Source organism: Virgibacillus profundi (assembly GCF_002287375.1).
In the GTDB taxonomy this organism is placed as follows: domain Bacteria; phylum Bacillota; class Bacilli; order Bacillales; family Amphibacillaceae; genus Virgibacillus_K; species Virgibacillus_K profundi.
Window position 1 is genome coordinate 94,045 of the sequence record NZ_NPOA01000016.1, and the last position, 22,703, is coordinate 116,747.

Genomic DNA, 22,703 nt, shown 5'->3' on the forward strand with positions numbered 1-22,703 from the left:
AGCACCTCCTATTGTTTCGTAATTGGAGCAAATTTTGCCAGAACCCGCTTAATTCCGGTTGGTGCCGGGAATGCAATATCAAGCTCCATTGCTTCCCCTTCTCCTTGAACCTTAACAACTGTTCCTACGCCCCATTTTTTATGGCTTGCTTTATCTCCAGGTCCCCAGGTTTGATTCTCAGCACCAGTCGTTTTCTGCATTTTTTCTGCTCTGCGTTTAATTGGTGCAGGTTTATCCTTAGGTCTATCCTTAAGCTGTGCAAAGCCCCTGCCAAACATTGAAACTTTCGCCTCTTCAATTCCTTCAATCAATTCATCAGGAATTTCATTAATAAAACGGCTAATTGGATTCATATTCGTTCTTCCATATAGTGTACGCATTTTAGCATGTGTTAAGTAAAGTTCACGCTCTGCACGGGTAATTCCTACATAGGCAAGTCGGCGTTCCTCTTCCATTTCTTCCTCTTCCATCATGGATCGGCTATGTGGAAAAACATTTTCCTCCATGCCGATCAGGAATACAACCGGAAACTCCAACCCTTTAGCTGCATGCAATGTCATCAACGTTATTTTTTCTTCGTTGTCCGGATCTTCTTCATCGACTTTATCAATATCCGCTATTAACGCAAGATCTGTCAGGAAAGCGATAAGTGTTTTATCCTCTTCAGCTGTTTCTTCAAAATCCTGTGTAACGGTCATGAACTCTTCCAGGTTTTCCAGGCGGCTTTGTGCTTCGATGGTTTGTTCATTTTTCAGCATTTGTTCATAGCCTGTCCGTTCCAAAACAGCTTCAACCATATCTGTAGCTGTTAAAAATTCCTGCTGCTGGGTTAATGTCTTAATTAAGTTCCCGAATTCAGCCAACGCATTTGCTGCTTTTTTTGATACACCGGTAAAATCAACCTCTTTTACTGCTTCATAAAAGGAAATATCATGTGCAAGCGCATGTGCTCTCAGTCGGTCAATCGAGGTTTTCCCAATCCCCCGCTTCGGAACATTTACCACACGTTCAAAGCTGAGGTCGTCATCAGGATTTGTAATTAAACGCAGGTAGGAGACCATGTCTTTAATTTCCTTACGCTCATAGAACTTAGTTCCACCAACCATTTGATAGGACATATTCGATTTCATTAACGTGTCCTCAATGGCACGGGACTGCGCATTCGTCCTGTATAAAATAGCTACATCACCTGGTGAATACCCTTCACTACGTGTCAGTTCCTGAATTTTATCAGTAACAAATAAGGCTTCTTCCTGCTCGGTTGCCCCTTGAAAATAATGAAGGTTTTTCCCATCAGGATTTTCTGTCCAAAGGTTTTTCGGTTTTCGCCCACTATTATTGCCGATTACTTTATTTGCAGCTGCGAGAATTGATTTCGTTGACCGGTAATTTTGCTCCAGGAAAACACTTCGTGAAGATGGATAATCTTTTTCAAATGACAGGATATTTGCAATATCTGCTCCTCGCCAGCGATAAATCGACTGATCAGAATCACCAACCACACAAAGGTTTTGATAGCGATTTGCCAGCTGTTTTACAAGGAAATATTGTGCATGGTTTGTATCCTGATACTCATCCACATGGATATACTGAAAACGTCGCTGATAATACTCAAGCACCTCCGGAACCCGTTTAAACAAATGAATGGTTTGCATAATCAAATCATCGAAATCGAGGGATTGATTTTTATGCAGCATTTTCTGATAGGCTGTGTAAATTTGCGAAATCTGCTTTTCATAAAAATTCCCGACATTATCACTGTATGCTTCCGGTGTAATCAGCTCATTTTTTGCCGTACTGATTTGCCCCAGCATTGCCCGCGGATCAAACTTTTTCGGATCGATATTCAGGTTTTTTAAAATCTGTTTAATAGCAGATAGCTGATCACTACTGTCCAGGATCGTAAAATTCCGATTGTAGCCAATCCTGTCAATATCTCTTCTAAGAATACGTACACACATCGAGTGAAACGTGGAAACCCACATGTACGCACTCTCCGGCCCAACCAATTTCCGGACCCGTTCTCTCATTTCACGTGCTGCTTTATTCGTAAAGGTAATTGCAAGAATATTTCTTGCTGCAACCTCTTTTTCACCAAGTAAATACGCAATGCGATGTGTCAGCACCCGTGTTTTCCCACTGCCTGCCCCTGCCATAATAAGGAGAGGTCCTTCTGTATGTTTAACAGCTTCCTGCTGCTCTTTATTTAATCCTTTTATTAAGTCACCCATTGTTTGACTCATCTTAACACCGCCCTGAATCAATAATCTTCACTATTTTATTGCTTTTACTGTTTTTAAAGCTTTTTTAATATCTGAATAGATACTATTTCCAACGATAATCACATCGGCATGTTCTTTCATTTCACGGGCCTGGAAGTTATTTTCAATTCCACCACCATAAAAAAGCAATGTATTATCTAATTCACTTTTTACCTTATTAACAAGCTCTGGGTCGCCATATGTACCACTGTATTCCATGTAAAATATCGGCAAATGAAATACCTTCTCAGCCATATATGCATATGCTATTGTATCATCCGTGTCCGGTAAGTAACTGTTCGTATGTGTGAAAGCTTTTGCGTCCTCATTTAAGATACAATATCCCTCAAAAAATATTTCACTATATTCCATCATATCCACATATTGTTTAATGGCCTGATGCTGAATATCCATCATCCATTTTTTCTCTTTACTGTTCATCACCATCGGAATAAAATAATAATCAAACCCTGGCGTGATGGCTTCCATCGAAGAAATTTCCAAAATACATGGAACCGTATAACGGCGGATGCGTGACAGCAAATCCAGGACACCATCCAACGTTATGTCATCTGTTCCACCAACTATCACTGCATCTGTTCCTGATTCACAGATCTTTTCCAAATCCTCATCCGAAATTTCCTTCGCAGGATCCAGTTTAAATATGTGCTTCCACTCGTTCATCATAGTATTCAAAGTATAATCCTCCATCATCTAAAGTACATTAGTTTATTATACCAAAAATCGTTGCTGGAATTTAGGGATATGCAGAATCTTTTTTTGAAGTTTGTTAGTTGGGTGTGCATCGGTGTGATATGTGGCGTTGCATGGGGGCTGGGCGGACGGGCGGGAAAAGTTGAGAGATAAGTGGCATGGGTTGAGAGACAGGTGTTCTAAGTTGAGAGATAGACAGTATAACTTGAGAGAAACTGTTAAAAAGTTGAGACATAATCGGCCCTACTTACGTTTTCTCTCAACTATACTCAGTTGTCTCTCAACTTTAAGTAGTTATCTCTCAACATTTCAGTATTTTTACTGGTTGGATAGGATAACCTGCTCGCCCTCAAGTCCAACCAAAAAACCGCTGCTTATACAGACAGCGGTCCTACCTTTTACTTCTCATCTTCCATAATTCTCTCCAGCACCATCTGGTATCCATCACTGCCATAATTTATGCAGCGGCGCACGCGTGAGATGGTTGCTGTTGAGGCTTTTGTTTCCTGCTCGATGGCACTATATGTGCTTCCTTCTGTTAGCATTTTTGCAACCTGTAATCGTTGGGATATTGAATGAATTTCTGACATTGTAGCAATATCATCAAAAAAGCGGTAGCATTCTTCCCGATCCTTCAACGATAGAATAGCATCAAACAATTGATCCAATTGTTCTCCACGTAATTTATCAATTTGCACTTCAAGCCCTCCTGCTTCCTATACTAGTTTGATATGGTTACAGATTGTTGTAATCCCGGAACGGATGGAATCACATTAATCCATGTTTTCCCTGGCATGAGTCCTACTGGCTGATCATCCTTCACAGGGATAATACGTCCATCCTGATTTTTCCACTGTACCTCTTGAATTTTACCTTGTTGAATTAAATAACCTTCCCCACCTGAACTGAGGTCAATTGCCCGTCGACCAACATCGTCAATCACTTCATGATCGGTTTCGACAATAAATATATTTTCTACCTGTATAGGCTCCTCTGTATTTAAATCTACAGTTTTTTCCTGATCACTAAATCTGGTATATTTTTCATTCGCCGCATCATAGTCAAATTCCACAATTTCCATCGGCTTATTAGAATAAACAATCTTCACATGATTGGCGTCTTCCCCCGGCAGTTCTGTCATCTCATCCGCTGTTAAAAATTCCAACGGCTCGTAAGTTGCTGTGCTTTCATAACCCTTAGCTTCTGCTGCATCATATACTGCACCAATTTGCAAATAGGAATTATGCGGGGCTTTGCGAAATGCTTCCCGCTTAAATAATTTCCCGTCATTATCGTAAATTGAACCATTTAAAAACTCAATTCCACGATTCTGAATCATTTCATCTATAAAAGCAGCTGCTCCATGATAAACATAGAGTGCATCATAGCCATTTGCCAATTCAAAATAATACTCCCTGGCACTCCGGACAGGGCCAACTACATCAGGCAGCTCACTTTGATACAATGCCAGAAATCGGGTAATACTGCCTTCTGCCAAAAGCTCAAACACGATATCTGCTTCTGATAATCCTGTTTGCGGTCTTGCTAAGGAATGGTTATTAACCATCACACTAATTATTCGATTATCAACCGCTTCGTTTGTTCCAATACCTGTTAGCGGAAATATATTTTCAACTTCTTCCGTTGTCTCACCAACACCCGGTGCTTCATTTTTTTGTTCGAGTGTATTTTCTTTTTCACCGTTATCCTGGGCATCTTTCTCCTCTTTTGAGCAAGCTGCCATCAGAATCAATAATACCAGAAAAAAACAAACTAATTTTCTCATGTTCCCCAACACCTTTAAATAAGTCTTGATTAATATACTATGCTAGCACATGGTTGCAGGGAATAATACTTCTTTTTTCTTTACATCTATTATTCCTCGCTGCGTGATTCGGATATAAGGTAAATGTGTAGATGATAAAAATAGTATACTGTAAACCGGATCATTAAATGAATAGCCATGTTCATTTAAAATAACTTTTAACTGCTTCTCTTTTTCAATAAGCTCTACCATGCTCCCATTATACATGATCCCACCAAGGGTGAGTGGTATTTCAAGTAATACTTCGCCATCATCAACCAGCACAATACCTCCACCAATAGCTTTTAATCGTTTCCAGGCAAGCAGCATATCATTTTTATTTTTCCCGATAAATACAAGATCTCCTGTAGTTGAAAATGAACTCGCTATTGCCCCAAGTCGATTCGTAAATCCACGGATGGTTGTATTTACACGCCATTTACCATTCCTATCAATTAACAATAGGAATGCCTCGTTCTTTTCTGCAGGCAATTCAACCATTGTAATATCTGTATCGATGGCATATGGTTTAATAATTACTTCATTCACCATGTCCAGACCAATCGGTAATGAAAACTGCAAATCTTTCTCATCGAGCTCCCAATCAAATGTAGATACCCCAATCTCATATTTTTCCCAATCAATTATAGATGAAACTTCCTGATCAGTACCTTCTTTTACCATCCATTTCCCTTTGGCTAATACACTTTCAGGATGTGGATTATCTTTCGCCTGTAAAATATTAATGTGAGCAATTCGGCCTGGTGCAATGCTGCCAATCTGTTCATCCAAGTGAAAATGTTTCGCAGCATTATAGCTTGCCATTCTGTACGCCTCTTCAAGCGGGACACCTTTTTCAATAGCGATTTCTATACAAACATTCATGACTCCTTTTTCATAAAACCCGGGGGTGGCGCCATCTGTTGTCATTGTCAGATTATCATAGACTCCTAAATTCGCTGCAACGATTTCCTCGAGCAGCTTAGGTAAATCTGGCCTGATCGATGAATAGCGCAGTCCAACCTGATACCCGAGCTGCAAACGTTTGATTACTTCTTCCCCTGTCATCGATTCATGATCTGCGTTCACACCAAGTAACTTCATTTTGGTTAACGTTTTCTCTGATGCTCCAGGAAAATGTCCCTCGACCGGTTTACCAAGTCGTTTCGTTTCCTGAATCCAATATAGTAAACGATCATCTCCTGCCAATAAGTCCGGCCAGGAGGTTAATTCCCCGCCTTGAACAACAGCTGGATGGGATATCCATTTCAATACTTCCTCTGTATTAAAAATCTCTTCCTCATCCTGCAGTGTCGTCTGCGAGTCATAACGCGCCCACCAGTACATAGAGACAGGCAATTTGCAAAAGTCCTCCAATAGAGAAAACGCTTTCTTTTTATTTAATAAGAAATGCCACATCAGGCTATCATTAATCAAAGTAGTAGTTCCGGTTTTAGCGGCATGATATGCTAATTCCTCCGGATTATATAGTTGAAAAGGATGTGCATGTGGTTCAATATATCCCGGCACTAAATATTTTCCCTCGCAGTCTACTATTTCAGTATTCCCCAGGTTCTCCGGTAATTGGTCACCTACATATACAATACGATCATTAACAATCCAAATATTGGCCTGTAACCATTGTTTAGTAAACATATTTAAATAGGTACCATTTTTTAAAATCAGGGTTGGTGACTCTTTTCCATCAATAACACTAACATGCTGTCTAATCTCTCGGTTTCTCCAATAATGTCCATTATCTTTCATCAAAAACAACTCTCCATCATTATCATTTCCTATATTTTAACATATTTTATACTTTAACACTGTAAAGTTACTGTTAATAAAAAATGAATAATTTGTGACAGAGGGATTGGGGGTGTGGGGAGGTGAATTTCGAGTGTGATGGTTTGTGCTCGGGCAAATGTTCATGTCAGCGGTTTCATATGTTATGTCAGCGCAAGTGCCGATAGTTGAGAGAAACTAATGAAAAGTTGAGAGATAATATAAGAAAGTTGAAAGATAAATAGAAAATATACGTTTCTCTCTCAACTTTGCTGGAATGCCTCTCAACTACTGCCGGTCCTCTCTCAACTTTGTCCGTTTGTCTCTCAACAAATTGCAATTGTCTCTCAACTTTTTGCAATCCGAAGTACGGCCCACTACAAGACCCAAGAATAATTGGCATGCTTACTCAGGTCACCAGTTTGAGGGGGGCTTTTTATTAAGTTACTGGCAGGTTTCATTCTCATCAATAAAAAGCCACCATCAACAATGGTGGCTCTTCCAATCATTTATAATTTCCCAATATCACTACGATAAAAAAATGCATCTGCAGCAGAGAGGTTTTCCAAATAACGATATACAATATCGGCTGCATCTCTCAATGAATCACTTTTCGCTCCAACTAATAGGACACGTCCTCCATCCGACATAAGTAACTCATTTTCAAGCTTTGTACCTGCATGTACGATAAATGAATCCTCAGATGACGCCATTTCCGGAAGGGCAACAGCCTTTTGATATGTGCCTGGATAGCCTTTTGATGCAACAACTACACCTGTACAGAAACCCTGCTCCCATTGTAATGCTGGGTCTCGGCCAGCCAATACATCCAAAAACACCTGCTCCAAATCATTTTCCAATAATGGCAGAACAACCTGCGTTTCCGGGTCCCCAAACCTTGTATTAAACTCAATAACCCTAGGTCCTGCCTCTGTCATAATGAGTCCGGCATATAAAATTCCCGTAAAGGCTCGACCTTCCTCCATCATTCCATCTGCTGTTTTCTGCAAAATTTTATCGACTGCAAATGCCAAATCATCTTCCGTTACATCAGGTACCGGAGCAAATGCCCCCATTCCACCGGTGTTCGGTCCTTCGTCATTATCAAATGCACGTTTATGATCTCTGGCGGTCACCATGGGATAAACATTATTTTCATGAACAAATGCCATCAATGAAAACTCTTTTCCAGCTAAAAACTCTTCGATCACAATTGTTGCACCTGCTTCGGCAAAGGCCTTTGATACAAGCATTTCATCAACAGCATTCAGCGCTTCTTCCTTTGTTTCAGCAACAACGACACCTTTTCCTGCTGCGAGGCCATCAGCCTTAATTACGATTGGCGCACCCTTTTCCTCAATGTACCGATTTGCATCAGCAGGGGAAGTAAAGGTAGCATAATCCGCAGTTGGTATATCATATTTTTTCATGAATTCTTTGGCAAAGCTTTTGCTTCCTTCAAGTAATGCTGCTTCTTTTGTTGGTGCGAAAACAGCTAGTCCTGCTTCCTGAAATCTGTTGGCTATTCCTTCATTTAAAGGAGCTTCCGGTCCAACAATTGTCAGATCAATTGCTTTATTTTTTGCAAAGTCGATAAGCCCATCAACGTCCATTTCATCAATCTGGGCACATACTGCATGCTGCTGAATTCCGCCATTTCCAGGTGCAGCATATAGATTCGTAACCTGTTTACTTTCAGCTAATTTCATTACAATACTATGTTCACGTCCGCCACGCCCGACTACTAATACATTCACTTTAGAAAGCCCCCTTAGTGTTTGAAATGACGCATGCCAGTGTAAACCATTGCGATTCCATGCGCATCACATACATCAATGGAATCCTGATCACGCTTGGAACCACCAGGCTGGATAATCGCTGTTACACCAGCTTCTGCAGCAGCTTCTACCGTATCCGGCATTGGGAAAAATGCATCTGATGCCATTACTCCGTCTTTAGATTTTTCACCAGCTTGCTCAATCGCAATATTCGCTGCACCAATCCGGTTCATCTGCCCTGCACCAACACCAATTGTCTGACTGTCCTTTGCCAGAACAATTGCATTTGATTTCACATGTTTTACTGCTTTCCATGCAAATAGCAAATCAGCTAATTCCTTTTCTGTTGGCTTGCGTTTCGTTGAAATTGTCAACTCATCCTCAACCACTTTCCCGTTGTCATAGCTTTGAATTAACACTCCACCATTTACTGTTGTCAATTTATGATTTACAGCCTTATCATCATTTTGTTCCAATTCAAGCAAACGAATATTTTTCTTCTTTGTTAAAATTTCCAGAGCTTGCGCTGTAAAACTTGGCGCAATTACAATCTCCAAAAATATTTGGCTTAATTTTTCTGCAGTCTCGGGATCCACTTCCCTATTAACTGCAACGATTCCACCAAAAATAGAAATAGGATCTGCATCAAATGCACGTACAAAAGCTTCATGGATATTATCCGAGACCCCTATTCCACATGGATTCATATGCTTAACTGCAACCGCTGCGGGATCATGATATTCCGATAAAATTTCCAGTGCCGCATTGGCATCCTGGATATTATTATAGGAAAGCTCTTTTCCATGTAACTGCTTCGCTGTCGCAAGGCTTTCACTTGATTGGATTGGATTTTTATAAAATGCTGCCTGCTGATGCGGATTTTCCCCATATCTCAAATCTTGAACTTTTTCATATGTAACGGTGTAGGTTTCAGGGTATTCCTCTTTTGTTTCTGTCATGAAATATTGTGAAATCATCGCATCATAATTTGCCGTATGACGGAATACTTTTCCTGCCAGCTGCTGGCGTTTTTTGAAATCTAAATTCCCTTCACTTAGTCCTGCCAGAATGCCATCATAATCAGCTGGATCAACAACAACTGTCACGTCCTCAAAATTCTTAGCCGCAGACCGAAGCATGGTTGGTCCGCCAATATCAATATTTTCGATAATCTCTTCTTTAGAGACACCTGTTTTTTCGAGTGTTTGTTTAAATGGATAGAGGTTGACAACCACCATATCGATTGGCGAAATATTATTCTCTTCCATTTGTTTCCTATGATCTTCGTTTGATCTTTTTCCTAAAAGTCCCCCATGTACAAGTGGATGCAATGTTTTCACACGTCCATCCATTATTTCCGGGAATCCGGTAATCTCATCTACAGCCTTGGCGTCGATACCAGCATCCAGCAGTGCACTTAGTGTACCACCTGTTGAAATAACTTCATAACCCAGTTCAACCAGGCTACTAGCAAATTCTGTAATATTTTCTTTATCGGAAACACTGATCAGTGCTCGTTTCTTCATGAAAAAACTCCTCACTTTGCTTCTAAAAGTTTGTGACATTACCTGTATAAAAGTTGATTAATTACCCGTGGATATAATTCATGCTCTATCTTTTGAATCCGCTGTTTTAACGTTTCTTCTGTATCGTCTGAATGAATGTCCAATGATTCCTGTGCGATGATTGGCCCTGTGTCAATTCCTGCATCGATAAAATGAACGGTAACTCCCGTAGTTTTTGCGCCTGCCTTATATGCTTGTCCAATCGCATCAACACCCGGAAACGCCGGTAATAACGATGGATGGATATTGACAATTTTCCGGTCAAAAGTCTGCAATAACGTTGGTCCAACAATTCGCATATAGCCGGCTAAAAAGATCCATGTTACACCAGCTTCCTGAAGTTTAGCGATAATTTCATTTTCATAATCCGCTTTGGATGAGAAATCTTTTGGATTAAAAACAAATGCCGGCACATTATATTTTTCAGCTTTTTCTAGCACGCTTGCTTCCTGTTTATCACAAACAAGAAGCACAATGTCACAATCCAGTTCTTCAGATTCCATTATCGCCGCAAAATTACTGCCTGTTCCTGATGCAAAAACGGCTGCTTTCACTTTGCTCATGAGCTGAAATGCACTCCTTCTTTAGCAACTACACTTCCGATAATCGATGCTTTCTCACCAGTATCTTTTAATAATGCAAGCACATTCTCTGCATCCTCGCTGGAAACAACGAGTGCCATGCCAATTCCCATATTAAAAACACCGTACATATCTTTATCCGGAATTTCTCCCGTTTTCTGTAAAAATGTGAAAATTTCCGGTACATCCCAGCTGCTCAGGTCAAGTTCTACACCAAGGCCCTCCGGCAGCATACGCGGGAAGTTCTCATAAAAACCACCACCGGTTATATGTGAGATACCTTTAACTGTATGCTCTTTCAGTACATTTGCTACAGGTTTTGCATAAATTTTCGTTGGAGCCATTAATGTGTCACCAAGAGATTGTGACATGTTGTCATAGGTTTTATTCAAATCAAGTTCAGCAATAATTTTACGCACGAGTGAATATCCATTTGAATGAATTCCGCTTGAAGCAAGGCCGATAACAACATCATCTTTTTGGATCGATTCACCTGTAACAAGCTTTGATTTCTCAGCAATTCCAACAACAAATCCAGCCAGATCATATTCATCATCTTCATACATTCCAGGCATTTCCGCAGTTTCCCCGCCAATAAGTGCGGCACCTGCATCAACACAACCTGTAGAAATCCCTGCAACGATTTGTTCAATCATTGCTGGTTCATTTTTACCACAGCCAATATAATCAAGGAAAAATAACGGCTGAGCCCCCTGTGCAACGATGTCATTCGCACACATGGCTACCAGATCTATTCCAACAGAGTCATGCTTATTTAATTGAAAAGCAAGCTTTAGCTTTGTTCCAACACCATCTGTTCCGGAAACCATCACAGGTTCCTTGTAATTAAAGCCAGTCAAATCAAATAATCCTGCAAATGATCCAATTCCGCCTAATACTTCAGGCCGTGTTGTTTTTGCAATATGCTTTTTCATTCGTTCAACAGCTTCATAGCCTTTTTCTACATCTACACCGGCATCTTTATAAACATCTGACATGTTCGACACATCCTTCAGTAATAATATTTCGTGGTACGGGGGGCGGGCTGAGTAAACAGCTTAAAGTTGAGAGAGAACGTTAATTAGTTGAGAGATAATGTTAATTAGTTGAGAGATAAAATGTGAATCAGCATTTATCTCTCATCTTTATTGGACTTTCTCTCAACTCTGCCGCTGCTTCTCTCAACTTTCATACAGTTTCTCTCAAGTTTTATTTATTATCTCTCAGGCTTATGCCAATTTTCCTTGAATTTCCATTCCCCTAACAAAATGACAGCCTTTTCCAACTGCTATAGACAGGCTCCTGGTTCCAACGTTACTGTTGTGTTGGGCCTGAGAGCGCCTACCGAACGAGTTGGGGCACCTGCCGCACAACTCACTACTTTACTTCACTTCAACTTTCTCCCTTAACAGGATAATTCCCTGTCATACACGCCATGCAGACCCCTTGGTTAATTGTTTTATCCTTTACAATTGCTTCTTCCAGGCCTTGATCTGATAAATAGGCAACACTGTCTGCACCAATTATTTCACATATTTCCTCAACCGTATTGTTAGCAGCAATCAATTCTTTTCTCGTGGACATATCGATCCCGTAATAGCATGGGTGTTGAATGGATGGTGATGCGATACGTACATGAACCTCTTTCGCACCAGCTTCCTTCAGCATACGAACAATCCGTTTACTTGTCGTTCCCCGAACAATCGAATCATCAATCATCACTACTCTTTTCCCCTCAACAATTCCACGAACCGGAGAAAGCTTCATCTTGACACCCTGCTCACGTAATTCCTGGGAGGGCTGAATAAATGTTCGTCCAATATAGCGATTTTTGATGATTCCCATTTCATATGGCAATCCACTTTGCTCTGCATACCCGATGGCAGCGGAAATACTGGAATCCGGAACCCCAATAACCATATCCGCTTCGGCTGGTAATTCCTTTGCTAACTCGGCTCCCATTCGTTTCCGGGATGCATGAACATTCACATGATTTAAATCACTATCAGGTCTGGATAAATAAACATATTCCATCGCACACATTTTTCGCTGTTCACGAATCGCAAACCGTTTGCTCTCCAACCCCTCATCACTTATCACAATAAGCTCACCCGGGAGGACTTCCCGTTCAAATGAAGCCCCGATAATATCAAATGCACTCGTTTCAGCTGCAACCACATACCCGTCCCCAAGCTTTCCGATGGATAGTGGTCTAATCCCACGAGGATCTGCAGCCACATACATTTTATCTTCCTTCAAAACTATAAAGGTATATGCACCAACAATCTTTGGCAAAACATCAACAATCGCACCTTCGATTGTTTCTTTTTTACTGCGTTTGATAAGATGTGCAAGATTTTCTGAATCTGACGACGTCTGCAGAATGCTTCCCAAAGACTCCAGCTCGCCACGAAGCTCATGTGAATTCATAATATTTCCACTGTGAGCAAATGCGATGCTGCCTGTTAGCGAGTGAAATAACAATGGCTGGACACTATCAACACCCTTGCCTTTATCTCCTTGTGTAGAATAACGCACATGAGCAATGGCCGCTTTGCCCCCGAGCTTTTTCAAATCAGCTTGCTTAAACACATCATTCACTAACCCAAGGCCTTTATGAAGTTTTAGTTTTTTTCCATCACTTACTACAATACCGGCACCTTCCTGCCCGCGGTGCTGCTGTGCGTGTAAACCATAATATGCAAGTTCAGCGGCTTTTTCATGTCCCCAAATTCCAAACACCTGGCATTCCTCTTTTTTGCTTTAGATTTTTAGAAAAATCGGCTATCGCCTAGCCTTTAGGCGCTAGCCAAAGCCCGCACTTATGCAAAGCTTTACGGTAGGGCGAGTAATCAGAGCCCCGGGATAAGAAAGTTTTAAACTTTCTTATCTGCCAATAAATTAGGAATTGCTTCATTCCATAGTTTATTGATTTGTTCAACATCTTCTTCAATTACATTATTTCCCTCTGCTTGAACAGTCAGTTTTCCGTCGTTTGTTACAACACCAATTTGTTTAGCATCACTGATCAGATTTTCAAATTGTGTTTTATTTTCACTTTTTACTGAAACCAAAAATCTGGATTGTGATTCACTGAATAAAGCTGTCGTAGCCTCCCCTTGAAGCTCTACTTGAATTCCTAAGCCTTTTCCGTTAAAAACACTCTCCGCAAGCGCTACAGCAAGTCCACCTTCTGACAAATCATGTGCAGACACAACGAATCCCTGTTGAATAGCTTCTAATAATTGTTTCTGGCGATTTGCTTCTACTTTCAAATCAATGTAAGGGGCTTTTCCTGTGTAGCTGTCCTCCAAAATATTTTGCAGCTCACTGCCACCAAATTCTGCATGTGTTTCACCAATAAGGTAAATAGCGTCATCTTTCTGTTGAAAATGGCTTGGCGTTACATTGTTCACCGATTCCAACAGGCCGACCATACCGATAATTGGTGTCGGCATAATTGCTTCTCCCGCTGACTGGTTATAAAGCGAAACATTTCCACTAATAACCGGTGTATCAAGTGCAGTACACGCTTCACTGATTCCAACAATGCTTTTTTCCATTTGCCAGAAAACCTCTGGGTTCGTCGGATTTCCATAGTTCAAACCATCTGTCAGCGCCAACGGTTTTGCACCGGAACAAACGATATTCCGAGCTGCTTCAGCAACTGCAATTTTTCCGCCAACTTCCGGATCCAGGTAAATATAACGGGAATTACAGTCTGTTGTAATAGCAATTGCCTTTTCTGTACCTTCTATTTGTACGACCGCTGCATCTGATCCCGGACCTTGAATCGTATTGGACTGTGCAGTTGAATCATATTGATTGTATGCCCATTCTTTACTGGCAATCGTTGGTTGCTGAAGTAGTTTCCGCAACATTTCCTGATGATTATCTACAACTGGAACAGTATTTTCTTTTGCTTGAAATTCTCTATAATAGGCTGCCTCTTCAGATGGAAGATGATAAACAGGTGCATCCTCAGTCAATGCATCTACCGGAATATCTGCAGCTACTTCTCCGTGCTGTTTGATTCGGAATGTTTTCTCTTCAATTACTTCTCCAATAGCCATTGCCTGTACATCGTGTTGCCTGAAAATATCAAGAATCTCCTGTTCACGTCCTTTTCGGGCAACTAACACCATACGCTCCTGTGATTCAGAAAGCATGATTTCATATGCATCCATATTTTCTTCACGCTGTGGCACCAGATCAAGATTCATTTCAATCCCTGTTCCGGCTTTACTTGCCATTTCACTTGCAGACGATGTTAAACCAGCTGCTCCCATGTCCTGAATTCCAACCAAAGCATCCGAATTAACTGCTTCTAAACATGCTGCAATTAGTTTTTTTCCCATATGTGGATCGCCAATTGCAACTGCTGACGTATTATCATCTTCCCCTTCCACAACATCTGAGGAAAAAGTTGCTCCATGTATTCCATCTCTGCCAGTGGATCCACCAGCATAAATTACTGTATTACCCACGCCTGCTGCAGTTCCCTTTTGCACTTTGTCATGATCCACAAGACCGACAACCATTGCATTGACAAGCGGGTTTTCTTTATAGCTTTCATCAAACTGAACTTCTCCACCAACTGTTGGTACACCAATTACATTCCCATAGCTTGCGATACCACGTACAGCTTCTGAAAATAACATTTTTGTATGATCATCTTTCAGTTTTCCGAAACGGAGGGAATTCATGGAAGCAATTGGTTTGGCTCCCATTGAAAATACATCCCGGAGAATCCCGCCAACACCTGTTGCAGAGCCTTCGAATGGTTCTACTGCAGAAGGGCTGTTATGGCTTTCGATTTTAAAAACAACTGCCTGATTGTCACCGATATCAACAACTCCGGCCCCTTCACCAGGTCCTTGAAGTACTTGAACACCTTTTGTAGGGAATTTTTTTAATAATGGCTTAGACGTTTTATAGCTGCAGTGCTCTGACCACATTACTGAAAAAATACCAGTTTCTGTATAATTGGGAAGCCGATTCATTTTTTCCTTTGCCATCCCGTATTCTTCGTCACTTAAACCCATCTCTTTGTAAAGTTGTTTTGCTTCAATTTGCTCCGGTTTAATATTTTTAATATCCATTATTTTGTTCCCTCCAGAATTAATTTGGATTTTCATGCTTTTATAGTTGGCTCTTTTCGTAAAATTTGATTCCTTTTAAAACTTCGTAGTTTACATAAAATGCGAAGTAAATCGAGATTGATTCCAATAACATGTGCTATTGCTGCCGTCCGGGATCGCTCCGGGCGGATGCGCATCCTTAGGGCACGGCTTCAGTCTCCTTGAGAAAACCACTCTGCAGGGTCTTCAGACACGTGCTATTCCCGCAGGACAAGGAAAGCTTCGACAGCACCTGCATCGCACGCAGAAAATAGATCTGTATTTTCAAGGAGTCACCGCCCTTCACTCACCCGAACTGGTGGGGTGGTTTGATGTTTTGTTTATTGTTTATTAATTCAGTTCATCGATAGTAACCGGAATACCTACGGAGGAAACACATTGAAGACTCCTGCGGGAGGAAAGGCATAGGTGAGACCCCCGAGTGCGTAGCACGAGGAGGCTCACCAGCCGCCCGCGGAAAGCGAAATGTGTTTCCGGAGCGGTAATTACGCACCAATAATTACATTCTACTTAACGCCCCGCCTCTTCAAATTTGCTAATTTGCTGGCTGATTTCCTCCTGTGATTCTGCAATAAATGTCACATGTCCCATTTTTCGTTTTTCCTTTGGTTCATCTTTTCCATATAAATGAACGAATGCGTCTTTTGTTTGAGCCATTGCTTTTAATACAGCTTTTAGGTCTTCCCCTAAAATATTAATCATGATTGCAGGCTGCAGAAGTTCAATTTCTCTTAATGGCAATCCACAAATGGCGCGGATATGCTGTGCAAACTGTGAAACCGAACATGCTTCTATCGTATAATGCCCGGAATTATGCGGACGTGGCGCCATTTCATTAAGATAGATTTCCTCTCCATGTACGAACATTTCAATCGCAAATGTCCCAACAATATTCATTTCTTCAGCAAGCTTTTCAGCTGCCTCTATTGCTTTATCCTGAACCGTTTCTGTTATATTTGCCGGAATCTTAGTTTTATATAAAATATGATCCTTATGATCATTTTCTGCCAGTGGGAAAAATGTAATTTCACCAGATTGAGCTCTTGTAAATATTACTGAAATTTCTCTGTCAAAGGTTACCCATTCTTCAATAATGCAATGCTTATTTTTTTCAGCAAAATCCATTGCCTGTCCAATATCAGCCTCGGAATTTAATTTGATTTGGCCTTTTCCATCATAGCCGCCACGGCATGTTTTAATGACAGTCGGATAAGAAAAGTTTTTTAATGCTTCCTTACATTCCTCGGCATTCCTTACAATTTCAAAGGATGGAATTGGCAAATTGGCGTCTTTCATTAATTGTTTTTCTTTTTCCCTGTTTTGCGTAATTTCCAATGCCAGGGCACCTTGTGGTAATTTCCCTGCTTGCTCAATGTATGTTGCAGCTGTTAGATCTACATTTTCAAATTCATATGTGATTACATCGCTAATTTCAGTTAATTCTTTAATTGCATGCCTATCATCATAAGCTGCTGTTATTTGCTTATCAGCCACCTGTGCGGTCGGGCAATTCGGTGTTGGGTCAAGAACAGCGACCTTATATCCCATATATCTTGCAGCAATCGCCATCATCCGTCCAAGCTGTCCACCACCAATAATTCCGATTGTCTGATCTGGAAGAATTGTATTATTTTTTTGCAAGGTCGTCCCTCATTTCTGCAACTTTTTCCTGCATGTCATTTCGGTAAGTATTAAGTTTTGCTGCGACATAATCATCAAAAGCTCCGATTATTTGTGCTGCAAGGATACCTGCATTTGTCGCACCGGCTTTGCCAATTGCAACTGTCGCAGTCGGTACACCGCCAGGCATTTGAACAATGGAAAGGAGAGAATCCAGCCCATTTAACGCTTTACTTTGAACAGGTACTCCAATGACAGGGAGAGTTGTCTGTGAAGCTACCATTCCAGGTAAATGTGCCGCACCTCCAGCACCTGCAATAATTACTTTCAGTCCGCGTTCACGAGCAGATTTTGCATAGGTGAACATGTCATCAGGCGTACGATGTGCTGAAATAACATCCTTTTCGTATGGAATTTGAAGTTCATCCAGTACATTGCATGTATGCTGCATTGTTTCCCAATCCGAGATACTTCCCATAATGATGCCAACAGTAGCCATGAAATCCCTCTTTCTATTTGAAATTCATTTATAAAAAGTAAAAATAAAAAAGTCCATTCGTCTCCCTCATGCATGAGAGAAGATGAACAGACTTGGCTTATTTCACATTAAAACGGATCATTGTAATATTACAACGATTCATCCCCCCTCATAGTCCGGCATTTAAGGTGCCAGGTAGAAACTTCCGAGCCATATTCTCTGGAAATATATGAGGTACCGTATTCTTTTGTCGCTTTTAGCATAACAAAAGACACATAAACATGTCAACAAAACATCGAACGATTTATTGTATATTTTATTTAATGTTCGGATTTTGCTGTTTCGTTATTTTCTTACTGTGTTTTTTCAGGAACTTACCATAGCTCCTCCGTTCACATGAATGACCTGACCAGAAACATAAGATGAATCATCTGAAGCAAGGTAAACATATGCTGGTGCTAGCTCATACGGTTGACCTGCACGCTTCATCGGTACATCTTTTCCAAATTTTTCAGCAATCCGTTCAGCGGAAAAGCTCGCAGGAATTAATGGTGTCCAGATTGGGCCAGGTGCTACAGCATTCACACGTATTCCTTGATCAATAACATTGAGTGACAGTGAGCGTGTATACCCAACAATCGCACCCTTTGTTGCCGTGTAATCAATCATTTTCTCCTCACCCTGATATGTTGTGATCGATGTTGTATTTATAATGGTACTTCCTTCTTTTAAATAAGGTAGAGAAGCTTTTGTCAGATAAAAGAAGGCATATATATTTGTTTGAAAAGTAGCGTCCCACTGCTCTGTCGACACGTCAGTTAAACTATTCTGCACGAATTGCACACCATGATTATTCACTAAAATATCGAGCTTTCCAAAATGATCAATTGTTTGCTTAACAACCTTTTTGGCAATGCTGTTGGTCTCTTAAATCTCCAACAATCAATTGGCAACTTCTTCCTAACTCCTCAATTCTATGTTTCGTTCGATATGCGTCTCCATCTTCGTATGAATAATAATAAGGAATAACAACATCTGCACCCTCTTTTGCAAATGCAATCGCTACAGCAGCCCCAATTCCACTGTCACCACCAGTTATAATCGCAACCTTGTCTGTTAATTTACCCGAACCTTTATAATTTGGATTTTCTATAATTGGTCTTGGTACCATTAATGATTCAATACCAGGCTGTTGGGGTTGATGCTGGGGCGGAAATTCTTGCGGCAGTTGCTCTTGATCAATGCGATCGTGACTCTCGTTTCTCATTTTTGTTTACCTCCTCAGAAATAAATCACTTAGGTAATGTATTCCAATGAGAAGATGGGTGTTCGTTTATGTTTTGATATAAAGGTTATTTTCTCAGAGTTGGGATCGTGCGCTGCTCGCCAGTCTCTGTAAGCTCAACCACTTTTCTCTATGCCCGAACGATCCCAAAATAGGTGAGAACTTGTCCAATAGGCGTCAACTTAAATTAAAAAATGAACAGATCATTTCAATCCGTTCATTTTTAACAACTATTTTTCATTTTCCCCGGAACCCGATTCCTGCGTATCCTCTGTTTTCGGTGCCTCAGGCTTGTTATCAACACTGACACCCCGCTTCTTCGGATTCATCAATCTTCCTTTACGTACTTGTTTCACCCAGAAGCCACCATGGATCTGTTTTGGTTCATAGGCAATAATAAATGCTTTTGGATCAATCTCCTGGATTGTTTCATAAAGTTTTAATTCGTATTTTCTGGGAGTTAAAATTTGCATGGACAAACGGTCGCCTTCCATTCCGTAAGAAAACCAGCTTGTTACACCATATCCTTTATCACGCAGCTTGCGTGTAAATTCAATATCCGGATTGGATGAAACAACATTTACGGTTATATACCCAAGGGCTAATTTTTCTTCAATTTTCGTTCCAACGATTACACCTGTTCCAAAGCCAATTGCATATGCAACGAGATTCTGTATTTGATCCAGGTTATCCAGCACCAAACCAAGTCCTACAACATAGATAACAATTTCAAACATGCTTACAAAGGCCGCTATATAGCGCCGGCCTTTTAATGTCAGGATCATACGAATTGTCGATAGGGATACATATACGATATTTATGATAAGAATAATTGCGACCATGAGATATGCATTTTCCAGCAATACAAGCCCTCCAATTTCTTAATTTATTAGAATACATTCTATTGTACTTTATGAAAATAAATATATGCAAAAATTAATGCATCCCATCATGATTTCACCACTAAACACTTCTGGGCATATTGTATATAAATAAATATCCGAGGTGATATCATGGATCCATTTAAACAAATGGGGGACTGGAAAAAGAATTTGGATCAGTTTTTCGGGGAGAATTTCTGGAGTGAGTTTGATGATATTATAAAACCAAATATCCCACAAATCAATATGTATCAATCAGATCATGAAGTAATGTGTATTGTTAATATGCCTGGATTGGATGATTTATATCAAATTGATATTTATGTAGATCACGCCACACTTGAGCTGAAGGGTACGATTGATATTCATCATTCAGGTGGCACTGCTATCAAAGAGGAAATTTTACAGGGGGTTTTTGAGCGGGAAATATCACTACCTTTCCCTGTCCGTGCAGATAAAATTAAGGCAACCTATAGAAATGGACTTGTGTATATTCAACTGCATCGTTTAATTTCAGAGACCAGCAGGAGAAATAAAGTAAATGTACATTTGCTGAAGGATGAATAAAACTAATCATTAATGCCACCTTTTATTACGCTATAGAAAGGTGGCAATTAATTTAATTTTTATTCGGCCCAAAAACGCGCTTTTCTATATTGGAGTTCTGACCGCGCAATCGTTTGTTTAATGTCCGCTTCCAGTTTTCAGCAAGCAATGGACATGATGCAAGGTCATCAGCCAGACGCAGATCATCTTTATAAACATGCATCACTTCATTACAAGCAGCAATTGTCCACTCGGGATATGGCCTTTCCAGCAATTCCAAATCAGACTTCGCCTGGACATGCCCTTCCTGTAATACACGAAAATACCAGCCGGTCCGACCGCTTTTTTGAATCTGTAATGCAAGATCCATGATCTGAAAACGACGGGCAGGCTTCCAGCAAGGCTGACGAGGCTGAGAAACCTGAATGATTGCATCTCCAATTTTGTACGTATCCCCAATACAAACAGAGAACTCATCCATTTCCAGAACAGCGAAGTTTTCTCCAAATGCCCCCATATCAATATAATCAATTGAGAGTTCTTCCTTCCAATAAGTATAATGCTTAATTGGATAAGCAAAGACCGCTTTTTCCGGCCCACCATGATTTCTTTTATCAGCTACTTCATCACCGGTAAATCCAGTTTTTCCGAGCAGGATTTTTTTGTCTGTTTCATTTTTGAATATACCACTTTCCCACGGTCGATCCATCCGATTTGTTGCATTAGGATCACCCATTTGCTTTACTTTACCGATAAACATTTTATGCACATGTGGTTCATCCATTATGTCACCTACTTTGATATATGATATAGTATCTATATTCTAACTGATTATTAACTATAATGTAACGATTACATTCTTAAATGGAAGTGAAAACAAAATGATAAATAAAGCAACGTTTGCTGGTGGCTGCTTCTGGTGTATGGTAAAACCGTTTGATCAATGGGATGGTGTATACAATGTCATCTCAGGCTATACGGGGGGACATCTGAAAAATCCTACATACGAAGCTGTGAAAAGTGACACATCCGGTCACTATGAAGCTGTTGAAATTACATATGATCCTGACATCATAACATATGAAGAAATTTTAAAAATCTACTGGCAGCAAATTGACCCAACGGATGATGGCGGACAATTTCATGACCGTGGAGATTCCTATCGTACAGCTATTTTTTACCATGATCATGAACAAAAGGATGCCGCTGAAACATCCAGGCAAACGCTTGATCAAAGTGGGAAATTTTCAAAATCGATTGTGACTAAAATCCTCCCGGCAGCTACATTTTACCCAGCTGAAGACTATCATCAGGATTTCTATAAAAAGAGTGAACAGGAATATGAAGAAGACCGTGCTAAATCAGGACGGGATGAGTTTATTGAGGAGAAATGGAAAAAATAAAGAAACGTGCAGAATTATGCACGTTTCTTCTTATATTCCAAACAGGCAGCCATAAACCCTTGATAAATTTTCAAAGAACCTTCATCATCCATTCCCTCAGGATGCCATTGCAGACCAAGAACAAACGGATGTGCTTTACTTTCTATTGCCTCAATTACCCCATCGCTTGCCTCTCCACTTATTTGAAAAGTATCCGGTACACTACGATTTGCCTGATGATGCCAGCTATTTATACGAAATTTCTCTAATCCTGTTAATTGATGAAGCAGTGAACCTTTTAATACATTTACAAAATGCGATCCATGCTTTAACGGCGCTTTCTGTGTATGCTGCAGCAATTCCCTGTCAATCTGCGCATAAATATCCTGATACATGTCCCCACCTGCCACTATATTTAAAATCTGACAGCCTCGACAAACGCCTAAAATTGGTTTCCCCATTTCCAGCAGTTTTTTTATAAGAGAAAACTCAAATTGATCACGCTCAGGAATAATTGTCCCTAGTTTAGGATGTGGTTCTTCTCCAAATAATATTGGATCAATGTCATACCCCCCTGTTAAATACAAGCCATCAATCTCATTTGCAATCTGGTCGATATCTTCCAACAGATATGGCAGCATTAAAGGTATGCCACCAACACGCGAAATTGCTTTTATATTTCTATTCGTAACAGCATAATGGGATTGATCCATTTCCATGGATGAGGTAACGCCAATTAATGGTTTCATTTTTAATCCTCCTCGTATAGTATATTTAAGAACAAAAAATTGCTCTTTGACAATTGAATAATTTCGTTACATTCAAAACATTTTGCTTGGGTATTGCGTGATGTCCTTAGATAATAGAATTGGAATGGATCCA

General features: G+C 40.3%; 18 protein-coding genes, 1 pseudogene and 1 riboswitch. Of the genes and pseudogenes, 2 read left to right on the top strand and 17 right to left on the bottom strand.

All coding sequences use genetic code 11. From position 1 onward, the window contains the following. Positions 1-8: 8 nt before the first annotated feature. The 15 genes and pseudogenes from pcrA to CIL05_RS19420 all read right to left on the bottom strand — a co-directional run bounded on the left by pcrA (position 9) and on the right by CIL05_RS19420 (position 19,875). Entirely contained in the window at positions 9-2,243 is a 2,235-nt protein-coding gene (gene pcrA / locus CIL05_RS19350) for a DNA helicase PcrA (protein WP_095657172.1), read from the bottom strand. A 30-nt stretch (positions 2,244-2,273) separates the two neighbouring features. Continuing rightward, positions 2,274-2,948, bottom strand: coding sequence for a heptaprenylglyceryl phosphate synthase (gene pcrB, locus CIL05_RS19355; protein WP_095657200.1), 675 nt, complete (start codon positions 2,946-2,948; stop codon positions 2,274-2,276). 425 nt (positions 2,949-3,373) lie between these two features. Then, positions 3,374-3,673: a YerC/YecD family TrpR-related protein gene (locus CIL05_RS19360; protein ID WP_095657173.1), complete on the bottom strand. Its 300-nt coding sequence runs from the start codon at positions 3,671-3,673 to the stop codon at positions 3,374-3,376. A 23-nt stretch (positions 3,674-3,696) separates the two neighbouring features. Further along, entirely contained in the window at positions 3,697-4,761 is a 1,065-nt protein-coding gene (locus tag CIL05_RS19365) for a DUF3048 domain-containing protein (protein WP_095657174.1), read from the bottom strand. 42 nt (positions 4,762-4,803) lie between these two features. Beyond that, positions 4,804-6,546: an adenine deaminase C-terminal domain-containing protein gene (locus tag CIL05_RS19370; protein WP_095657175.1), complete on the bottom strand. Its 1,743-nt coding sequence runs from the start codon at positions 6,544-6,546 to the stop codon at positions 4,804-4,806. A 527-nt stretch (positions 6,547-7,073) separates the two neighbouring features. After that, a complete protein-coding gene (purD, locus tag CIL05_RS19375; RefSeq protein ID WP_095657176.1) occupies positions 7,074-8,321 on the bottom strand; it encodes a phosphoribosylamine--glycine ligase in 1,248 nt (415 codons plus the stop codon). A gap of 14 nt (positions 8,322-8,335) precedes the next feature. Further along, the gene (purH, locus tag CIL05_RS19380) at positions 8,336-9,868 is read right to left on the bottom strand and encodes a bifunctional phosphoribosylaminoimidazolecarboxamide formyltransferase/IMP cyclohydrolase (RefSeq protein ID WP_095657177.1); all 1,533 of its coding nucleotides are present in this window, start codon (positions 9,866-9,868) and stop codon (positions 8,336-8,338) included. A gap of 38 nt (positions 9,869-9,906) precedes the next feature. After that, positions 9,907-10,470: a phosphoribosylglycinamide formyltransferase gene (gene purN / locus CIL05_RS19385; protein ID WP_095657178.1), complete on the bottom strand. Its 564-nt coding sequence runs from the start codon at positions 10,468-10,470 to the stop codon at positions 9,907-9,909. Further along, on the bottom strand, positions 10,467-11,486 hold the full coding sequence (gene purM / locus CIL05_RS19390) for a phosphoribosylformylglycinamidine cyclo-ligase (RefSeq protein WP_095657179.1): 1,020 nt from the start codon (positions 11,484-11,486) through the stop codon (positions 10,467-10,469). The genes purN and purM overlap by 4 nt, the downstream gene beginning before the upstream one ends. 394 nt (positions 11,487-11,880) lie before the next feature. Then, positions 11,881-13,230: an amidophosphoribosyltransferase gene (gene purF / locus CIL05_RS19395; protein ID WP_095657180.1), complete on the bottom strand. Its 1,350-nt coding sequence runs from the start codon at positions 13,228-13,230 to the stop codon at positions 11,881-11,883. 134 nt (positions 13,231-13,364) lie between these two features. Next, the gene (gene purL, locus CIL05_RS19400) at positions 13,365-15,590 is read right to left on the bottom strand and encodes a phosphoribosylformylglycinamidine synthase subunit PurL (protein WP_206207810.1); all 2,226 of its coding nucleotides are present in this window, start codon (positions 15,588-15,590) and stop codon (positions 13,365-13,367) included. Between the two features lie 549 nt (positions 15,591-16,139). Continuing rightward, complete coding sequence (gene purK / locus CIL05_RS19405) at positions 16,140-17,270, bottom strand: 5-(carboxyamino)imidazole ribonucleotide synthase (protein WP_095657181.1); 1,131 nt, start codon at positions 17,268-17,270, stop codon at positions 16,140-16,142. Beyond that, a complete protein-coding gene (gene purE, locus CIL05_RS19410) occupies positions 17,257-17,748 on the bottom strand; it encodes a 5-(carboxyamino)imidazole ribonucleotide mutase (protein WP_095657182.1) in 492 nt (163 codons plus the stop codon). Before purE ends, purK begins: the two co-directional genes overlap by 14 nt. A gap of 131 nt (positions 17,749-17,879) precedes the next feature. Then, positions 17,880-17,980: riboswitch (purine riboswitch) on the bottom strand. Between the two features lie 113 nt (positions 17,981-18,093). Continuing rightward, positions 18,094-18,994 (bottom strand): annotated as a pseudogene (locus CIL05_RS19415) (SDR family oxidoreductase). Between the two features lie 248 nt (positions 18,995-19,242). Next, positions 19,243-19,875 carry a DUF2179 domain-containing protein gene (locus tag CIL05_RS19420; RefSeq protein ID WP_240510243.1) on the bottom strand — a complete coding sequence of 211 codons (633 nt, stop codon included), beginning with the start codon at positions 19,873-19,875 and terminating at the stop codon, positions 19,243-19,245. Positions 19,876-20,025: 150 nt separating this feature from the next. Between CIL05_RS19420 and CIL05_RS19425 the strand changes: the two genes are divergently transcribed. Beyond that, positions 20,026-20,460 (top strand): Hsp20/alpha crystallin family protein, encoded by a 435-nt coding sequence (locus tag CIL05_RS19425; RefSeq protein ID WP_095657183.1) that lies wholly within the window; start codon positions 20,026-20,028, stop codon positions 20,458-20,460. Between the two features lie 52 nt (positions 20,461-20,512). Here the strand turns inward: CIL05_RS19425 and CIL05_RS19430 are convergent, their stop codons facing one another. Further along, entirely contained in the window at positions 20,513-21,223 is a 711-nt protein-coding gene (locus tag CIL05_RS19430) for an MOSC domain-containing protein (RefSeq protein ID WP_095657184.1), read from the bottom strand. Positions 21,224-21,320: 97 nt separating this feature from the next. Here CIL05_RS19430 and msrA point away from each other — a divergent pair, with 97 nt between their 5' ends. Further along, the gene (msrA, locus tag CIL05_RS19435; protein WP_095657185.1) at positions 21,321-21,842 is read left to right on the top strand and encodes a peptide-methionine (S)-S-oxide reductase MsrA; all 522 of its coding nucleotides are present in this window, start codon (positions 21,321-21,323) and stop codon (positions 21,840-21,842) included. Positions 21,843-21,856: 14 nt separating this feature from the next. On the opposite strand, the gene CIL05_RS19440 is transcribed toward msrA, so the two are convergent. Continuing rightward, positions 21,857-22,570, bottom strand: a complete 714-nt coding sequence (locus CIL05_RS19440; protein WP_095657186.1) for a gamma-glutamyl-gamma-aminobutyrate hydrolase family protein — start codon at positions 22,568-22,570, stop codon at positions 21,857-21,859. Positions 22,571-22,703 lie beyond the last annotated feature (133 nt).

Coding starts and splice junctions, on each gene's coding strand:
- pcrA (WP_095657172.1), bottom strand. CDS start 2,243: ATGAGTCAAACAATGGGTGACTTAATAAAAGGATTAAATAAAGAGCAG.
- pcrB (WP_095657200.1), bottom strand. CDS start 2,948: ATGATGAACGAGTGGAAGCACATATTTAAACTGGATCCTGCGAAGGAA.
- CIL05_RS19365 (WP_095657174.1), bottom strand. CDS start 4,761: ATGAGAAAATTAGTTTGTTTTTTTCTGGTATTATTGATTCTGATGGCA.
- CIL05_RS19370 (WP_095657175.1), bottom strand. CDS start 6,546: ATGAAAGATAATGGACATTATTGGAGAAACCGAGAGATTAGACAGCAT.
- purH (WP_095657177.1), bottom strand. CDS start 9,868: ATGAAGAAACGAGCACTGATCAGTGTTTCCGATAAAGAAAATATTACA.
- purN (WP_095657178.1), bottom strand. CDS start 10,470: ATGAGCAAAGTGAAAGCAGCCGTTTTTGCATCAGGAACAGGCAGTAAT.
- purM (WP_095657179.1), bottom strand. CDS start 11,486: ATGTCAGATGTTTATAAAGATGCCGGTGTAGATGTAGAAAAAGGCTAT.
- purL (WP_206207810.1), bottom strand. CDS start 15,590: ATGGATATTAAAAATATTAAACCGGAGCAAATTGAAGCAAAACAACTT.
- purE (WP_095657182.1), bottom strand. CDS start 17,748: ATGGCTACTGTTGGCATCATTATGGGAAGTATCTCGGATTGGGAAACA.
- CIL05_RS19425 (WP_095657183.1), top strand. CDS start 20,026: ATGGATCCATTTAAACAAATGGGGGACTGGAAAAAGAATTTGGATCAG.
- CIL05_RS19430 (WP_095657184.1), bottom strand. CDS start 21,223: ATGGATGAACCACATGTGCATAAAATGTTTATCGGTAAAGTAAAGCAA.
- msrA (WP_095657185.1), top strand. CDS start 21,321: ATGATAAATAAAGCAACGTTTGCTGGTGGCTGCTTCTGGTGTATGGTA.
- CIL05_RS19440 (WP_095657186.1), bottom strand. CDS start 22,570: ATGAAACCATTAATTGGCGTTACCTCATCCATGGAAATGGATCAATCC.